18 protein-coding genes and 1 pseudogene are annotated in these 15967 nt (G+C 64.0%); 12 read left to right on the plus strand and 7 right to left on the minus strand.

The annotated features are described in order from the left end of the window. Nucleotides 1-81: 81 nt before the first annotated feature. The 3 genes from ABIC70_RS09315 to ABIC70_RS09325 all read right to left on the minus strand — a co-directional run bounded on the left by ABIC70_RS09315 (nucleotide 82) and on the right by ABIC70_RS09325 (nucleotide 3235). Nucleotides 82-1557 carry a methyl-accepting chemotaxis protein gene (locus ABIC70_RS09315; RefSeq protein WP_354439537.1) on the minus strand — a complete coding sequence of 492 codons (1476 nt, stop codon included), beginning with the start codon at nucleotides 1555-1557 and terminating at the stop codon, nucleotides 82-84. 166 nt (nucleotides 1558-1723) lie between these two features. Continuing rightward, a complete protein-coding gene (locus ABIC70_RS09320; RefSeq protein WP_354439538.1) occupies nucleotides 1724-2854 on the minus strand; it encodes an HD-GYP domain-containing protein in 1131 nt (376 codons plus the stop codon). Between the two features lie 3 nt (nucleotides 2855-2857). Further along, nucleotides 2858-3235 (minus strand): Ros/MucR family transcriptional regulator, encoded by a 378-nt coding sequence (locus ABIC70_RS09325; protein ID WP_354439539.1) that lies wholly within the window; start codon nucleotides 3233-3235, stop codon nucleotides 2858-2860. Between the two features lie 327 nt (nucleotides 3236-3562). Between ABIC70_RS09325 and ABIC70_RS09330 the strand changes: the two genes are divergently transcribed. From ABIC70_RS09330 to ABIC70_RS09360, 7 genes are all read left to right on the plus strand, one after another. Next, nucleotides 3563-4558, plus strand: coding sequence for a helix-turn-helix domain-containing protein (locus tag ABIC70_RS09330; protein WP_354439540.1), 996 nt, complete (start codon nucleotides 3563-3565; stop codon nucleotides 4556-4558). Between the two features lie 267 nt (nucleotides 4559-4825). Next, nucleotides 4826-5302, plus strand: coding sequence for a C40 family peptidase (locus ABIC70_RS09335; RefSeq protein ID WP_274926129.1), 477 nt, complete (start codon nucleotides 4826-4828; stop codon nucleotides 5300-5302). A gap of 7 nt (nucleotides 5303-5309) precedes the next feature. Continuing rightward, nucleotides 5310-7430, plus strand: coding sequence for a phage tail protein (locus ABIC70_RS09340; RefSeq protein WP_274926130.1), 2121 nt, complete (start codon nucleotides 5310-5312; stop codon nucleotides 7428-7430). Continuing rightward, complete coding sequence (locus ABIC70_RS09345) at nucleotides 7427-8791, plus strand: hyaluronate lyase N-terminal domain-containing protein (protein ID WP_274926131.1); 1365 nt, start codon at nucleotides 7427-7429, stop codon at nucleotides 8789-8791. Before ABIC70_RS09340 ends, ABIC70_RS09345 begins: the two co-directional genes overlap by 4 nt. Nucleotides 8792-8885: 94 nt before the next feature. Further along, the gene (locus ABIC70_RS09350; protein WP_274926132.1) at nucleotides 8886-9500 is read left to right on the plus strand and encodes a lysozyme; all 615 of its coding nucleotides are present in this window, start codon (nucleotides 8886-8888) and stop codon (nucleotides 9498-9500) included. A 2-nt stretch (nucleotides 9501-9502) separates the two neighbouring features. Further along, nucleotides 9503-9913 carry a 3TM-type holin gene (locus tag ABIC70_RS09355; RefSeq protein ID WP_354439541.1) on the plus strand — a complete coding sequence of 137 codons (411 nt, stop codon included), beginning with the start codon at nucleotides 9503-9505 and terminating at the stop codon, nucleotides 9911-9913. Nucleotides 9914-10007: 94 nt separating this feature from the next. Beyond that, complete coding sequence (locus ABIC70_RS09360) at nucleotides 10008-10346, plus strand: hypothetical protein (RefSeq protein ID WP_274926135.1); 339 nt, start codon at nucleotides 10008-10010, stop codon at nucleotides 10344-10346. A gap of 163 nt (nucleotides 10347-10509) precedes the next feature. On the opposite strand, the gene ABIC70_RS09365 is transcribed toward ABIC70_RS09360, so the two are convergent. Then, on the minus strand, nucleotides 10510-11331 hold the full coding sequence (locus ABIC70_RS09365; RefSeq protein ID WP_354439542.1) for a DUF2971 domain-containing protein: 822 nt from the start codon (nucleotides 11329-11331) through the stop codon (nucleotides 10510-10512). A 109-nt stretch (nucleotides 11332-11440) separates the two neighbouring features. Between ABIC70_RS09365 and ABIC70_RS09370 the strand changes: the two genes are divergently transcribed. Continuing rightward, on the plus strand, nucleotides 11441-11644 hold the full coding sequence (locus tag ABIC70_RS09370) for a hypothetical protein (RefSeq protein ID WP_274926137.1): 204 nt from the start codon (nucleotides 11441-11443) through the stop codon (nucleotides 11642-11644). A gap of 88 nt (nucleotides 11645-11732) precedes the next feature. Here ABIC70_RS09370 and ABIC70_RS09375 read toward each other — a convergent pair whose 3' ends face one another. Then, a complete protein-coding gene (locus ABIC70_RS09375; RefSeq protein WP_274926138.1) occupies nucleotides 11733-11912 on the minus strand; it encodes a hypothetical protein in 180 nt (59 codons plus the stop codon). A gap of 537 nt (nucleotides 11913-12449) precedes the next feature. Between ABIC70_RS09375 and ABIC70_RS09380 the strand changes: the two genes are divergently transcribed. Then, complete coding sequence (locus ABIC70_RS09380) at nucleotides 12450-12617, plus strand: hypothetical protein (RefSeq protein ID WP_274927768.1); 168 nt, start codon at nucleotides 12450-12452, stop codon at nucleotides 12615-12617. A 44-nt stretch (nucleotides 12618-12661) separates the two neighbouring features. Here ABIC70_RS09380 and ABIC70_RS09385 read toward each other — a convergent pair whose 3' ends face one another. Further along, the gene (locus ABIC70_RS09385; RefSeq protein WP_274927769.1) at nucleotides 12662-12817 is read right to left on the minus strand and encodes a hypothetical protein; all 156 of its coding nucleotides are present in this window, start codon (nucleotides 12815-12817) and stop codon (nucleotides 12662-12664) included. Here ABIC70_RS09385 and ABIC70_RS09390 point away from each other — a divergent pair. Continuing rightward, a pseudogene (locus tag ABIC70_RS09390) lies at nucleotides 12804-13178 on the plus strand (DUF4113 domain-containing protein); the annotation flags it as partial. The gene ABIC70_RS09385 and the pseudogene ABIC70_RS09390 overlap by 14 nt on opposite strands. A 152-nt stretch (nucleotides 13179-13330) precedes the next feature. On the opposite strand, the gene argC reads toward ABIC70_RS09390, so the two are convergent. Next, the gene (gene argC, locus ABIC70_RS09395) at nucleotides 13331-14305 is read right to left on the minus strand and encodes an N-acetyl-gamma-glutamyl-phosphate reductase (RefSeq protein ID WP_274926139.1); all 975 of its coding nucleotides are present in this window, start codon (nucleotides 14303-14305) and stop codon (nucleotides 13331-13333) included. Between the two features lie 394 nt (nucleotides 14306-14699). Here argC and ABIC70_RS09400 point away from each other — a divergent pair, with 394 nt between their 5' ends. After that, nucleotides 14700-15203 carry a GNAT family N-acetyltransferase gene (locus tag ABIC70_RS09400; protein ID WP_274926140.1) on the plus strand — a complete coding sequence of 168 codons (504 nt, stop codon included), beginning with the start codon at nucleotides 14700-14702 and terminating at the stop codon, nucleotides 15201-15203. 214 nt (nucleotides 15204-15417) lie between these two features. Beyond that, entirely contained in the window at nucleotides 15418-15948 is a 531-nt protein-coding gene (locus ABIC70_RS09405; protein WP_075382276.1) for a GNAT family N-acetyltransferase, read from the plus strand. Nucleotides 15949-15967 lie beyond the last annotated feature (19 nt).

Below are 15967 nucleotides of genomic sequence, written 5' to 3' on the forward strand. Positions count from 1 at the left end.
TGCATCGGGTCATTTTCCGCAGGTCCGCTTGCTGACCGCGGACACGGCAAAGCGGACCTGGAAATCTAATCCGCGATGGAATCAACCCAGGGCGCGGGCGACGTCCCGGACTTGGCGCGTAGCGCCGTCGACGCGTTCGCTGGCCCGAGCGATGAGATCCATTCCAGTCGCGATCGATGCTACGCCGTTCGACGCGGTGAGCATGCTGCCCGACATCTCTCGAGTGACGGCAGATTGTTCCTCGACAGCCGCCGAGATCGCTGACGACACCTCATCGAGCCGGCGGATCGTGTTTCCGATTGCGCCAATTGCCTCGACCGCTTCACGCGTCGCGCTTTGGTTCGCGGCGATCTGCTTTCCGATCTGCCCGGTCGCGCGTGCGGTCTGCTCGGCCAGTGTCTTGACCTCCGCTGCGACGACCGCGAACCCGCGGCCAGCTGGACCGGCCCGCGCCGCCTCGATGGTCGCGTTGAGCGCAAGCAAGTTGGTCTGTGATGCGATGCCGGCGATCATACCGACGACATCGCCGATCTGTGAAGCTTGCGTGGTCAACCCCTCGATAATGCTGGTCGTGTGCTCTGCTTGAGAGACGGCCTCACCCGTCAGCCGCGCAGCGTTGGTGACCTGCTGGCTGATCTCGCCCACCGAAGCCGCCAGTTCCTCGGCACCGGAGGCAACCAGTTGAATGTCGCCCGAGATCCGCCCGACGGCGTTTGCGGCCCCGCTCGTCTGCCGAGTGACGTCCTCGACTGCTTGGCCAATCGCGTCGAGATCGTTTCCGATCGCACGCTGTGCCTCAGCCCGGCGCTGGCGAAGGCGGACCTGTTCGGTGACGTCGACGGCGAACTTCACGACCTTCACGAGGCGTCCATCGGCGTCGGAAATTGGGTTGTAGGTGCCGTGGATGAAAACCTCGACCCCGCCCTTGGCGAGTCGACGGTACTCAGCCGCCTGATACTCGCCCCGGCCGAGAGCCGCCCAGAAAGCGCTGTAAGCCTCGCTTGCCACCTCGGCCTCGTCCATGAACATCGAGTGATGACGTCCGAGGACCTCCTCCAGGCGGTAGCCCATGACGGCAAGGAAGTTGCTGTTGGCCTCGAGGATCGTCCCGTCGAGGCCGAACGCGATGATCGCCTGTGAGCGGTCGAGGGCGGCCAGGCGGCCGTCCGCTTCCAAGCTGCGTAATTTAGTGGCGGTGATGTCGATGGCGAACTTGACCACCTTGGCGACGCGCCCAGTGCGATCCAAGATCGGATTGTAGGTTCCCTGGATCCAGACCTGGCGACCGTCCTTGGTCACCCGACGAAATTCGCCGCTTTGAAATTCGCCACGGCGCAGGCCGTTCCAGAAGCTCTGGTAAGCGGGCGTGTCTCGAAAGATTGGCTCCACGAGCAGCGCGTGGCTGCGGCCCTTGATCTCATCGAGCGTGTAGCCAAGTAAATCGAGGAAATTCTGGTTGGCGGATAGGACCGTGCCATCTGGCTTGAACTCAGCAACCGCTTGAGAGCGATTCAACGCCACGAGCTGTGCGCCATCGTTGGTCCGGAAGCTGATCATGAGCACACCCCGCGCAGAGAAAGACTAATAAGGTTTATTTGACCTGTTGCCCGCGACTATATTGAATCACAAAAAATAAAATATAGTAAATATACAGTACTTATCCGATTATATCAGAAAATATCGGCTTATCTATTTCCGGTTGAGTGAGTGGCCTGCTCTAGATTCAACTGCGAGCCGTTCCGCGATTTGCGGAATTAATCCGACCGGATAGTGCCATATTGTCCGCTTGGCTGACGGCGCCATCGCCCGCTAGCGACGCGGCGAACGCTTCGACGAGGGCGAGCTCCAACTTGGCGGGCGCCATGCCCCTCAAGATCTCCAGAGCTTTCGCTTGGCTCATTGCCGCACGGTAAGGCCGGTCTTCGGTCAGGGCCGCGTAGATATCGCAGATCGTCAAGAGCCGGACCGGATCGGAGATCGCGGCGCCGCTCAACCCATCCGGGTAGCCCGAACCGTCCAGCATTTCGTGATGATGACGCGTCACAGCCAGTGCGAGCCTGTCTGTCATTCCCGAGGCCAGCAGCATCTCGTGTCCGAGAGCAGCATGAGCCCGCATCACTTTCATTTCTTCGGCGGTGAGAGCGCCCGGCTTAAGCAGGATTTCCAACGGGATTTTCGTTTTGCCGACATCGTGCACCAGGGCTGCACGAACGAATGACCTGCGGTCGCCGATCGACAGTCTGAGGTGGAGCATGAAATGCGCCGCGAGCCCTGCCACCAGCAGGCAGTGGCGAACGGTCATGTCATCGTGGGCCTGAACGAGGTCGAGCCATCGCCAAAGGCCCCCATCCTCCATAGCGTGGAGAATAGGGTCGATCTCATCATCGGCCGCAGCGAGATCGATGCGGCCGCGCCGGCCCGCCCGGAACATATCGGTGAACAGCAACTCGGCCCGGTCGAAGCTGTGCTCGACCAGCAGCTCCGTCATGGTCTTCTCCGGTGCGATCTGACGGAACAAGCCCGTCACGATCGTCCGAGGCAGGGCATGGGGCGGAAAGCATGCGGTTGCGCCGAGCTTCTCGGCTTGCTTGAGCTCGCCGTCACGCATCGTCCGCATGACGTAGGCCATCGGCAAGGGACGGCCGTCCAGCCGCCGTGACAGAACGCCGAGGCAACGCTGAGCTTCGGTCCGCTCCAGAGATAGATCTGCGATCACGCCGCGGACATGATTGAGTCCGATCCAGTCGTCCGTGGGCCCGGCCATTCGGCAATTGGCGACCGGTCGCGCGGCTTCAGCAAGGGCCCGGCCGCGGTCCGGCCGGTCGGTCAGAACGACGATATTGCGAAGGGGCATCGCTCAGGCCGCCTCGAGCCCGTGATAGAGTTGATTGGCAATACGCGCACGAACTGCGGCATAGCCGGGCGACACCATGGGATAGTCATCCGGTAGGCCGTACCGCCTCCGATACTCGCTCGGTGTCATCCCGTGGGCGGTCAGATGACGCTTCAGCGTCTTGTACGGCTTGCCGTCGATGAAGCTGACGAGCTGATCGTACCTGATCGATGCCGCAATCTCTGATCTAGTCGGAAGGACGAATGTCGGGCCGGATGCCCCGCCATTCTGCACGGCCAGCAACGCTGCATGGATGCACCTGATTGCCGTCGGCAAGTCTTCCGAAGCGACGGCGTTTCGCGAAACGTAGGCGGCGGCCAGAGCGGCGGTGAGCTCCACCATAGACGCTGGCCGCGATCCCGGTCGCGCGTAGGCTCGGCCCATTTCGAAATCTCGCGAATTCATAACCTGCTTTCACAATACCGTGATGCCGCGTCTAGATCTAATTACCATAATTCCCGATCTCCGCGTATCATTTAGCAAGTTATGAAAGTGATAACGCGCTGATTTTCGCAATGATTATAGATATTTCGCGATAATTATACTTCCGCCGAATTTAGATGCGCCTGCGACACTCTGGGGGCTTGATCGCGGAGAAATATTTACACATGCGACGCATCATCCTCTCGAACCACGGTCTTGGGCCGCCACCGAAGTTTAGCTGTTGGCATGGATTTCGATCAGTTGCGGCGCGACCCCCAAATCTGGCGCCCTCAAGCACAATTTTCGGCTAGCATAAGATCCAAACGCGAACTGGACTCATTTAATGATATAGGTGCGATTGCCGTATATATAGACATCAATCTATCCGACAGGCCGGATATCGCAATATGTGGCAGCCAAAGCGAGACTTTAAGTTTCTGGGAGACCAATTCGTCGGGCGGATTTCTCACGAAGCCAAAATTCACAGCCGAACTTTTAACCTTTCGATTTGTCAGATGCGGTCAGATCGTATACCGATATCAAAACTATGAGACGATCGCGTCGAAGATGATTGCTGTCTTGGCAGACTTCGAAAGTCTTCATGAAGTCCAGGCCCTCGGTACGGTCAGCACGTTGAGCGCGACGATAGCGGCCGCAACTCTCGCGTCTGCACAAAAGGCCCTCTCGGGTGGCGAGCATCTCGGTCTCCCCACGCTGGAACGGGTTGCCGATATGACGATGCCGGGAATGTGGGGGCTTTTCTGTACTGTTCGCCTTATCCATAGCCGAATTGGAGATCCTGACAAACAATCCGATCTGATGTTCCCCTTACTACAGGAGATGATGGGCTATCAAATTCTCTCTGCCTGGCCAAAATGTTCCAGATCGACGCCTGCAATCCCGGTAGATTTCGCATCACAACAGCTTCGGCGTGCGATCGATTACATCGAGGGCCATCTATCTCGCCCTATGATCCTGGCCGATGTTGCGGCCGCGGCCAACACTGGCGTTCGGTCGCTCCAAAGCAAATTCAAATCCGAACTTGGTGTGACGCCACTCCAATACATAATCGGCCGGAGATTGGCTCGGGCGCACGAAGACCTATTGTCCCGCAAGGAAATATCTCTTTCGATTAACGAGATAGCTCGAAAATGGGGCTTCGTTCATATGAGCGATTTCGGAAAACGTTATCGCAAGCAATATGGTTGTACCCCCTCGGAAACGCGGCGCGCGGTCCATTGATGGCCAAGAAGCATTTGCACCATACTTTAGATTGATTTTTTGGGTGCGACACAAATGTAGACGGCAGCCGTCTACACGGCTGGCACGGGTCGAAAATAGAACGTCCGCTTGCGGATCAAAGGCCAAGGCCCAGTTGCCAACTCGGCGCAGGCGATCGGGCTCGTTATTAAGCATTAGATCTAAACCGTTCAGCCGTCTCTGATTTCCCGTCGAGGAGGGTCGGCGGGCGGTGACGTTCCATTGGGTGGAGCGCGTCGGGGGACTACCATGCACGCTGAGGTCGAAGGGCGCCGGATCCTCGTAAGCGTGGTCCGGAGCTGGATCGGCACGCCGTACCATCCCGGCGCCGACCTGCGCGGCGTCGGGGTCGATTGCGGCATGCTCCTCGTGCGCGTGTTCGTCGATGCCGGCCTCGTGCCGGCGTTCGACCCGCGCCCCTACCCGCAGGACTGGCACCTCCACCGCGACGACGAGCGCTACCTCGGCTTCGTGTTCGATCGTGCCGCCGAAGTCGCCCGACCTGAGCCCGGCGACGTCGTGGTGTTCCGTTACGGCCGCGCCTACGCCCACGGCGGCATCGTCACGGCGATTGAACCGCTGACGCTGGTGCACGCCTTCTCGCCGGCCCAGGCCGTGATCGAGGAGCCGATCGCCCGCAATCCCGTCCTGGCCGAGCCGGGCCGGCACCCGCGCTTCTTCAGCCTCTGGGCCGCACGCGCGACCGCCGAGGCCGACCAAATCTGAGACCGCCATGAGCCTGTTCGGCGGGAAGAAGCGCACCGTCCGGCCGGACTACACCGGCCTGCAGGTCCAGACCGCCTCGAGCGCGCTGCCGATACCGATCGTCTACGGAACCAACCGCATCGCCCCGAACGTCATCTGGTCCGACGGCTTCCAGACCCACGCGCAGCGCGGCAAGAAGGCGGGCGGCAAGGGCGGCGGCCGCCACGGCGTCACCGGATACACCTACTCGACCTGGATCATGTTCGGCCTGGCCGAGGGGCCGGTCCAGGGCATCGGCGAGGTGTTCAGCGGCCAGTCGGTCACGCCGTTCCCGACCAACTTCCTCAGCCTCATCCCCGGCGACACACCGCAGCGGCCCTGGGGTCCGGCGCTGGCCCGCTACCCGGCCGCCGCGCTGCCCTACAACGGCACTGCCTACCTCGCCTCGCCCTACTTCGACCTGGGCTCCAGCGCGACCATCTCGTCGATCGCCTTCGAGGTCGTCGGGCGGCTGGCCGGCACTGCGGGGCCGCTCGGGCAGGACGCGGACCCGGCCGAGCTGATCTCGGACTTCCTGACCAACGCGCAGTACGGCGTCGGCCTGCCGGCCTCGGCCCTCAGCGGCGCGGCCCTGTTCGGCGCCTCGGGGGACGCGTCCTACCAGACCTACTGCGCCGCCCTCGGCCTCGGGCTGAGCCCGGCGCTCACCGACGCCGAGACCGCCAACGCGATACTGGCGCGCTGGCTGCGGCTGACCAACAGCGCGGCGGTGTGGTCGGGCGCGCGGCTCAGGATCGTCCCCTACGGCGACCAGGTCGTGACCGGGGTGACCCACTCGGGCGCCAGCGTCACCTACGTGCCCGACGTCGCGCCGGTCTACGACCTCACTGACGACGACGTCCTGGCCGCCGAGGGCGACGATCCGGTGCGGGTCGCGCGCAGCGATCCCTACGGCCTGCCCAACGTCCAGCGCGTCGAGTGCTCCGACCGGAGCCACGGCTACACCGCGACGACGGTCGAGGCGCGCGACCAGGGCGCGATCGAGCGCTACGGCCTGAAGGTCGGGGGGACCATCACCGCCCGCGAGATCTGCGCGCTCTCCATCGGGCGGCTCGTGGCGCAGCTCGCCCTGCAGCGGGCCCTGTACATCCGCAATACCTACACGTTCCGCCTGTCCTGGGAGTTCTGCCTCCTCGAGCCGATGGACGTCGTGACCCTGACCGATCCGGGGCTCGGGCTCGCCCGAACGCCGGTGCGCATCACGGCGATCGAGGAGGACGAGGACGGGCTCCTGACCATCACGGCCGAGGAGTTCCCGCGCGGGACCGCGACCGCGGCGCCCTACCCGGCGGTCGGCGCGACTGGATCGGCGGTCGACCGCGACCGGGCGCCCGCGCCGGTCAACGATCCACTGATCTTCGAGCCGCCCGCCGCGCTGACGGCCGGCGTGCCGCAGGTCTGGATCGCGGCCTCGGGCGTCAACGCCGACCCGTACTGGGGCGGGGCCAACGTCTGGGTCTCGCGCGATGGCGCCAGCTTCGTCGAGATCGGCACGATCACGGGCCCGGCGCGCCAGGGCGTGCTCGCCGTGGATCTGGCCGCGCCGGCCGGGCTCAACCCCGACCGCGCCAACACGCTCGTGGTCGATCTTGGCCGATCCGGCGGCACGCTCGCCTCCGCCGATGAGGCCGACGCGCGGGACGGCGTCACCCTCGCCCTGGTCGGCCAGGAACTTATGTCCTTCGCCAACGCGACGCTCACCGCGCCGCACGTCTACGCCCTGACCTATCTCGAGCGCGGGCTCTCCGGCTCGCCGGCCGGCGCGCACCCGGCCGGGGCGCCCTTCACCCGTCTCGATGAGGCGGTGTTCCGCTACAGCGTGCCGGCGGCCTACATCGGCACGCCGCTCACCGTGAAGCTGCAAGCGTTCAACATCTTCGGCGGCGCGGCTCAGGACCTCGCGACCTGCACGCCCTACACGGTGACGCCGATCGGCTCGGGCCGGTTCGGTCCGGTCGCCGAGACCCTGGCGGTCGGCAGCGGCCCGGATCTGGGGTTCGCCTCGCAGGCCGCCACCCGGAGCGACGATTTCGGCTTCGCCTCCGACCCCTACCCGAACTTCCTCGATCTGGGGCTCGCCTCGTCATGAGCGTGCGCACGCAGTGGCTGCGAGACGCGTGGTCGTTCCTCGCGACCTTCGTCGGCAGGCCGGGTGAGTTCGTCGTCGACACCACGAACTGGCGCCTCGTCGTCCACGACGGCGTCACGCCCGGCGGTCACCCAGCCGTCTCCGCGGGCGACCTGAAGGGCGGCGTGCCGGCCCTGGGCGTCAACACCGCCGCCGACACCACCAACCGCCTGGCGGTGAAGTCCGAGGCGGTGCTGCTCTCGTGGGACGAGGTCACCCCGGGGGCCGGCAACATGCGGCTGACCCTCAACAAGAAGGCCGCGACCAACGACGCCGGCCTCGTGCTCCAGACCGGCTACGCGAGCCGGGTCCTGTTCGGCACGCTCGGCAGCGACGACCTGACCGTGAAGACGAGCCCGGACGGCGCGGCCTTCCGGACGGCCATGACGGTCGCGGCCTCGACGGGCTATCTCGGCCTGTCGGGGGTGACCGATCCGGGCGCGCCGGTGCACGTCCAGGGTCTCGGCGCGAAGCCCGCCGTGCAACTCGACGCCTACGGGGGCGATGCCGCCGGTAATCACGGGCCCGTCGCCAACTGCCGCGCCCGGGCCGCGCGGGGCGCGCCGGGCGCGCCGCTGCCGCTCAAGGCGACCGACACACTCCTCGGCCTGTTCGGAGCCGGCTACCACACGGGAGGCGCCTACACGGCCGACGCCGTCGCGCTGCTCGGTGTTGCGGAGGAGGATCTCACGGCGGCGGCGCAGGGCACCTGCCTGGATGTCCAGACCACTGCGCCGGGCACGACCACCCGCCGGTCGGTGATGAAAGTCCGCGGCAGCGGCGCCTTGGAGCTGCAGCCACTCTCTGCGGAACCCGCGGGCGGCGCGCAGGGCCAGATCTACGCGGATAGCACCCTCACGGCGCTCCGATGGCACGACGGCGCCGCCTGGCGTCGGATCACCAACTTCGCCAAGGCCGCCGCGTCCACGAACTTCGACAACTACATCCCCGCGAATGCCTGGACGAAGGTCCAGTTCAACATCACGGAGAGCAACGACCAGGGCGCGTTCGACGCGGCGAAGAACCGCTTCGTCGCCCTCGAGGCCGGCCTGCACGGCTTCGACGTCGCGCTGACCTACAAGCGCAACGGCTCGAGCGCCCCGACGGCGCTGGAGGTGCAACTCTACCGGAACGGTGCGGCGGCCGGCCGCGGGCGAGCCGCAGAGACCGGCGCGCTGGTCGACGGCGTCAGCGCGGTCAACCTCGCGTCGGTCCTGAAACTGGCGGCGAAGGACATCGTCGAGGTCTTCGTCCGGTTCACCGGCGCCGACGGCTACGTGGCGGCGGCCGATTCCTTCTTCGGCGCACGACAGCTGCCGTGATGGCGTCCAGGCGCCAGTAGGGCAGCGGTTCTCATCCGACGCTGAAGCCCGAACCAAGGCGATGAGCGCGGCTACGCCTGGACAGGAGTCTCTCATGGATCTCTCTCCCCTCGGGCGCGCGGCCCTGGCGGCGCGCGAAGGCTGCCGGTTGCGCGCCTACCGCGACAGCGTCGGCGTCTGGACGATCGGTCGGGGTCACACGAGTACCGCGGGCCCGCCCGTCGTGACCGAGGGGATGACCCTCACCCAGGCCGAGGCTGACGCGCTCTTCGCCGCCGATCTCACGCCCTACGTCGCGGCTGTGCGCGCTGCGCTGGCCAAGCCGGTGCCGCAGCCGTTTTTCGACGCCTGCTGCTCGCTGTGCTTCAACATTGGCCAGCCGAACTTCGCGCAGTCCGGCGTCGTGCGCCTGGCCAATGCCGGCGACCTGCAGCAGGCGGCGGACGCCTTCCTGCTGTGGGACCGGCCAGCCGCGATCCGCGCGCGCCGGCAGGGCGAGCGGGACCAGGCGGCGCTGTCCGCCTACGGCCTCGTCTACGCCCGCCGGGGCGATCCAGCACCGGTGCGCGCGACAGGGGGATCGGCGCCCGCCGCGCCGACGCGTCCTGACCCGCTCGCGCCAGTGACTGGCGCGGCGGAAGCGGCGTCGGAATCCTGGTGGTTGCGCCTGCGCGACGCCATCCGCCACAACATGCAGACGGGTGCCTGACCATGGGATTTCTAGCCATTCTCCCGGCCTTGCTCGGCGCCGTCGGTCCGATCCTCCAGAAGGTGCTCCCCGACGAGGGGCAGCGCCTCCAGGTCCAGCTGGAGCTGCAGCGGGCGCTGATCGACCAGCAGGACGATCTCGGCCGGGCCATGGCCGAGGTGATGAAGGCGGATGCGGGGTCCGAGAGCCCGCTCGCCCGCAACGCCCGGCCGATCACCGTGCTCTGGGCGCTGGCGATGATCACCTGGGTGGGCGTGGTCGCGCCGATGCTCGGCCTGCAGGTCGAGGTTGTGGCGGCGCTCAAGGGCGTGCCGGCGGAGCTGTGGTCGCTGCTCACCGTCGGGATCGGCGCCTACATGCTGGCCCGCTCGGTCGACAAGATCGTGCCGCAGGTGGTCGGGCCGAAGGGCTGAGCCTCGCGGCCCCGGGCGCGCCCCGATGACGGACGAGACCCCGCCCCGGGCCCGGACGGCGCGGCCGGGCCGCGGCGAGCGAAGGACCGGACCCATGGCCGACCATCTGCCCGAATGGATCGGGCGCCTGATCGAGCGCGTCGAGGCCACCGGCCGGCAGATGGATGCGCTCGGGGGCAAGCTCGACCGCATGGACGAGAAGCTGGAGGGCGTGGCCTACCGGCGGGACATCGAGCACTTCGTGGCGCGCGACGAGATCGAGCGGCGGATCGACAAGGCGGTGGACGGGGCGAAGGCCGAGGCCGCCAAGGGTCTGGCCGAAATCGCCGGGCAGGTGCGGGATCTGCGCAAGATCGGCTGGGGGCTGGCCTCGGCGGCGCTGCTGGCGTTCGGGGGGATCGTGCTGGCGAAGATCGGTCTGGCGGGGCGGTGAGCTGGATCGGGGACCGAAACCGCCCGCCATCCCCGCATAGGCGAGGCCTCGACATTCCCCCAGCGCGATCACCTCAAACCGCCCGGCTCCGATCGCGGTGGTCTTTTCGTGCCCTCAGTCAGGCTTCGATCGCATCGCAGTAGCCCCAAGCCGCGATTTGCTTCTAGATCGGATCAAAATTCAGACGGTAATGAACATCGTCGATGCTGGCCTGTATTAGTTCGAAATTTTTTCCGTATTTGCTCGCTAATTTTATAATTTCAGATTTGTGATCAGCGCTTATATTTTTACCAAAAATGATACCGACTAGATCGTTCGGGTCGAAATCATGCGACCCCGCTCCCAAAGCCGGGTTTATGACGCGCCACTCATCTTCGTATGCCCAGAAATCAGCTTTAAATAAAATAGATTTACGTTGTATTTCCTCAGATGGTTCACTTATAATATTCATTATAGGACGATCCGCAGAGTACAAAACCTTTCGAGCACTTGTTATCCATGACTCAGGTCGAAGCCTAAATTTCAAGCAGATGCCAGAGTGCGAAGACGCGTAATGCGACCACATGAGCACGTGATCAAATCGTGATGTTAACGAAAGGACGCCAGCAGAATTTACCGCCTCATCGACCGATTTTTTCATGGCACTCTGAATGAAATAACTATCGTGTCTTCGATTGGGATCATTCATTATTTCAGAAATCATTACGCGACGTTCGTTCCTACTCATTGCCGGATTGAATTTTTTGAAAAGGCCATTCACGTAGTCTCGAAATTTGTCGTCGGTAGCTGACGTGGAAACAACAGGAACGCAATCGAACGGGTCATTGAAGTTGAGAGGCTTAGAAAGCCACAGCGAATTTTTACGAAGTATGTCCAAGGTATAATTTGCAGATGCGTTGTCGAGCGCACGGAATTTATAAAGAAACTCGGGCTTGCCAGACGATACAGAAGACATATCTAAACCCGCGGCTTTCCACTTCGGCAACTAATTTGTCCTAACGCAGCGGTATGTCAGACTTCCCGCCCGCCGTAGCCTCCTGGCGCGACCAGATCGAGCGCTTTGAGCCCGTCGGCAGCGCATGGCATACGAAGCTATGACCTACCGTGTCGAATTTCGCAGAGACGGCGCTGTCATCGGCGAGGCCGATGGCCTTGAAGATCGATCTGCGGCCAAGCGGCTTGCAGAGGCGGAGATCGCCCAGCGTGAGGCCGAGATCGCACTCGTGATCGACGTGGACGGGACTGGAATGGAGGCCGCATCCATAAGGCTGGATGCCATGAAGTGGGACGACGAGTAAGCGCTATGTACAGCCGCTTCTTCGGCTACCGGACGAAGCCCGGGCAGACCTGGGGGGCGCCGGTCTGGGAGTTCGCAGCCAAGCGGCGCTAATCCACGTCATCGTTCGCCACGACCACAAGCTGTTCGCGACGGTTGATCTCCGCGGCTAAGGCGTAGAGCAGCATGCGTGACGCGGTCTGCATTTCTGGTGAGCCGTGGCGTAGGATTTCCTCGTGGATGGAGATGCAGGCCTCCGCCATCGCCTCGAAGTCGTCCCGTGGCACCATCACGTATCCTCAATCAGCCGAAGTATCCTGGTGCTGGCAGCTTCAGTTTCTAAGGAATTTATGCGTGGCATTTTATCGCACTTAGGTTGAATGTCAGACAGAGTACGGAGTGCCTAGCTTGGTCCCCGCGTCGGTCGGCGCGTCCGTGTCGCAGTCTTCGTCGTTGGTGTTCATGAGTGATGCAGGCAGCATGTCTTCGAGCGATGCTCGAAGCAGAGAGCTTCTTCATCGCATCGCATCCGCAGTTGGCGTGCCGCTGGAGGCAATTCAGCACGGTGGGCTCCTGGAGATCGAAGCCCGTGAGACCTGTGAGTTACTGCGTATTTGGCGCGGGCTAGACGTTCCCGCGGACCGTCAGAAACTGCTTGCGTTTGCCCGCACGCTCTCATCCAGCCGCAACACCGTGTGATCTGCGACGATGTCGGGGGCAACCTCGAGATTAGCCGATACAGGTTTTTGCGCCGGCGAAGCCATTAGCGCGTCAAGCCTTTTTGCTGCGCATGATGCGGGCATGTCTGGTCGCATACCGAGCCCAGCGTGCACTTCAAGAAACGATCCACCGGCCTCTACCTCTGGACCTGGGTCCTGCTCGACACTTCGCACATGACGGTGAGGGAATCGGACCAGACCTTCCCGTCCGAGGCCCAGGCATCCGCAGCCGCGCTCGCCTTCTCGAAACTCGTGACCCGAGCCGGGAGACGCTGACCGCGCCGACGTCGGGTGGCCTGCTCTCGTCGTTGCGCCGACTGTCAGCCGCCCTGCAGGCTCTCGGCGAAGTCGTCCGGCACCTCGCCCCACTGGCCGAGGATCGTGACGCCCTCCAGCTCGCCGGTCTCGTCGTCGGCCAACACCTTCAGCGCCGCCGCGCCCGGCATCCGCCTAGCTAGGTTCTCGGCCTTCGCCACCGTACGCCTGCCAGAGCACAGTTCGGACACGCTGACGCTGATCAAGGCCGCGCGGCACGGGGTGGCGAAGACCTGGCGCGAGCCGGGCGAACGGCCGTGGCTGTACACCAAGGCCGGGCTCGTCACGAACGACCTCGTGCCGCTGTCGCACAGCCCGCGGGCGCTGATCGGCGCCCTGGACCGTGAGCGGTCGGGCCCGCTCATGGCGGCGATGGACGCGTGCAACGCGCGCTGGGGCCGCGGCGCCGTCGTGCCGGCGCGAGCCGGGCTGATGAGCCGGCGCGAATGGAACACCAAGTTCGAGATGCGCACGCCGCGCTACACGACGCAGGTGAGCGAGCTGCCGGTCGCCTACGCCTGAATTGTCACAGGATGCTTGGGTGACCGCTGTGGGTGGGAAACGGCCGGTCCGCTTCTGGGCGGCACATGGGCCGAAGCCGACATGCCGTCCTAACCCTTACTCACATCACAGGCTTGCCGAGTGGATCGAAGAACTGCCTAGGCTTGCCTTCATCATGGCCAAACCGGTGTGCCGTCGAGCCCCGTGGTCTCTGCCAGACCACAGACGAGGTTCGCGTTCTGCACCGCCTGACCGGCCGCGCCCTTGCCGAGGTTGTCGACGGCCCCCATCGCGATCACGAGGTCGCGCTCGGGGTCGGCCGCATAGCTGACGAACGCAAGGTTCGAACCCGTAGCCCACTTGGTCTGTGGTGGCCTGTCGGTCACGCGAACGAATGCCCGCCCAGCGTAGAACCGACGTGCCGCGTCCAGGCACGCGTCCGTGGTGGTGCGACCGCGACAGTAGATGGTGGCGAGGACGCCGCGGGTCATCGGCACCAAGTGCGGCGTGAACACGAGACCTGACGCATTGCCGCCACTCAGCCGTTCGATTGCCTCGGACATCTCGGGCATGTGGACGTGCCGGAGTAGACCGTAGGGCAAGAGGTTCTCGTTGCTCTCGGCGTAGCCGAACTTGCTGTCGCCGCCGCGACCGGCTCCAGAGATGCCGGTCTTGGCATCAATCACGATGTTGCCGGGTTCGATCAGCCCCTCGGCCAGCAACGGTGCGAGCGCGGTCAGCGTAGCGGCGGGAAAGCAGCCGGGGTTGGCGATACGGCGCTGATCCCTGATCTGGTCCGGCCAGACGTCGGCGAGGCCGTACACCCACCCATCGACGAAGCGATGATCGCCACCAATATCGACGACCTTCACGTCCTCCGGCACGCGCGCCAGCGCCTCGGCCGAGGCACCCGTGGGAAGCGAGGCGAACAGCACGTCGAGCTTCGGCAGCGTCGCGGGATCCCACCTCGCGATCACGAGATCAGCGAGCTTGCCCGGCACACCGGGAAACCGTTCCACTAGGCGGCTGCCCGCGCTGGCCTCGCCTGCGGCGTAGACGAGTTCGAACGACGGATGGCTCGCGATCAGGCGCATAGCCTCGCCGCCGCCGAAGCCACTGATCCCGACGATGCCGACGCGGATACTCATGATGGTGTCCTCCAAAGGGTTGGGAGCAGGGGTCTGGGCCAAAAGAAAACCCCCGGAGCCGGGGGGCTGCGGGGGTTCGGGATCGTGTGCCGGGACGGTTCCGGCGGGAGAGGCCTACGGAGAGGCCGTCATTCCGCGGAAGGAAACTGGTCAGCACGCAGCCGAGAAGCCGCCGCAAAAGTGCAGCGGCGTCGGCGTCGGTTGCAGAAGGTCCAGTTCCCGATCATGTCCTGACACCCTGTCGCCCACCGCATCCAACGTCAAGCAGAATGCCTGCCAAGCACCTTGTAAACGCCGTTTGACCGCTTTTGATAAATCCTGGCGTCGCTCCCGTCGCCCGGCGTGGGTCGGGAGCGGGCTGTAGACTGGGGCGGTTCAGAACGATGGGTGGGCCGTGGGTTTCCATATCCGCATTGCAGACGCCGATGATCTCGAACGGCTGAGGGTCATCTCAGCGCAGGCGCGAGAACGATACAGGGCACTTCCCGGGCTCGCTCACATCGCAGACGCACCGCCACTATCCCCAAACCGGTTCGAAGCTTGTCGCGTAGCGGCCGCCATTGACGATGCGAGGAAAGAGATCGTGGGCTTTGCCGCCATGCGAACGCTCGATGGCCCGCTCTATCTCGACAACATCTCGGTTGAACCTGGCTCGTCTGGGCGGGGGATTGGGAAGGCGCTGCTCGATGAGGTCCGCTCGCATGCTGCGAGCCTGAACGCACCGGCAGTGACGCTGACGACGTTCAGGGAGCCGGTCTGGAATGGACCGTGGTTCCGGCGCTATGGCTTCCAAACGATGCCGTTGGAGCGCATCGGGCAGGGGCTACGGGGGGTAATAGATCACCAAGCCCGGACCTTTGATCCAGCCACCCGGGAGACACTGTGGCGGCTGCTATAATGCCGCTTCATGCACCAAGCTGAAGCTGTCGGACGGCCGATGGGTGACCGCTTACGGGAAGACGCCGCGGCTATCTGAATGGCTGGGTTGGGTGGGTTCCTGCCTGTCTGCCTTGAGGCGGCGGATGCACCGAAGCGGACATGGCTATGGCGTCCTCACGCGGCCTACGGCAGGATTGTCTCTGTCTCCCTGCCCTTCAGCGCAAACCCTATCGATGATCAGCGCCACCTTCCAATCGGCGGATAGAGCGGATGCAGCCGCCATTGCCTCGCTTCATGCAAAGAGTTGGCAGGACGCCTATCGCTCCATACTAGATCCGAATTTTCTTGCTGGGCCAATCGAAGCTGATCGTCTCACACTTTGGTCCGACAGACTCGCCGATCCAGCACCGTCTTTGATCGTACAGACCGCCCGAGGCTCAGCCCATCAACTGATTGGTTTCATCGCAGCCTTTCGCGATCACGATCCGCGTTGGGGTAGCTGGGTAGATAATCTGCACGTTGCCCCAGAAATGCGAGGCCAAAAGATTGGGGAACGCCTGCTCCGCTCCATGGCGCAAAATCTTGCCTCTCAGGGCACGGATAATGGACTGTACCTATGGGTGTTTGAGGCCAATCAAGCAGGGCTGCGGTTTTACCAAAGGCTTGGCGGTAAAGTGGTAGAGCACGACACCTCGCGGATCCCCGCGGCGAGCGGGAAGACCATCTTGCGAGTTCATTGGCCTACCCTGTCAGCCTTGGCTTGAAATCAGCGACAGGTAGCAT

It is taken from the genome of Methylobacterium sp. 1973 (assembly GCF_040545035.1).
GTDB classification, from domain to species: Bacteria; Pseudomonadota; Alphaproteobacteria; order Rhizobiales; family Beijerinckiaceae; genus Methylobacterium; species Methylobacterium fujisawaense.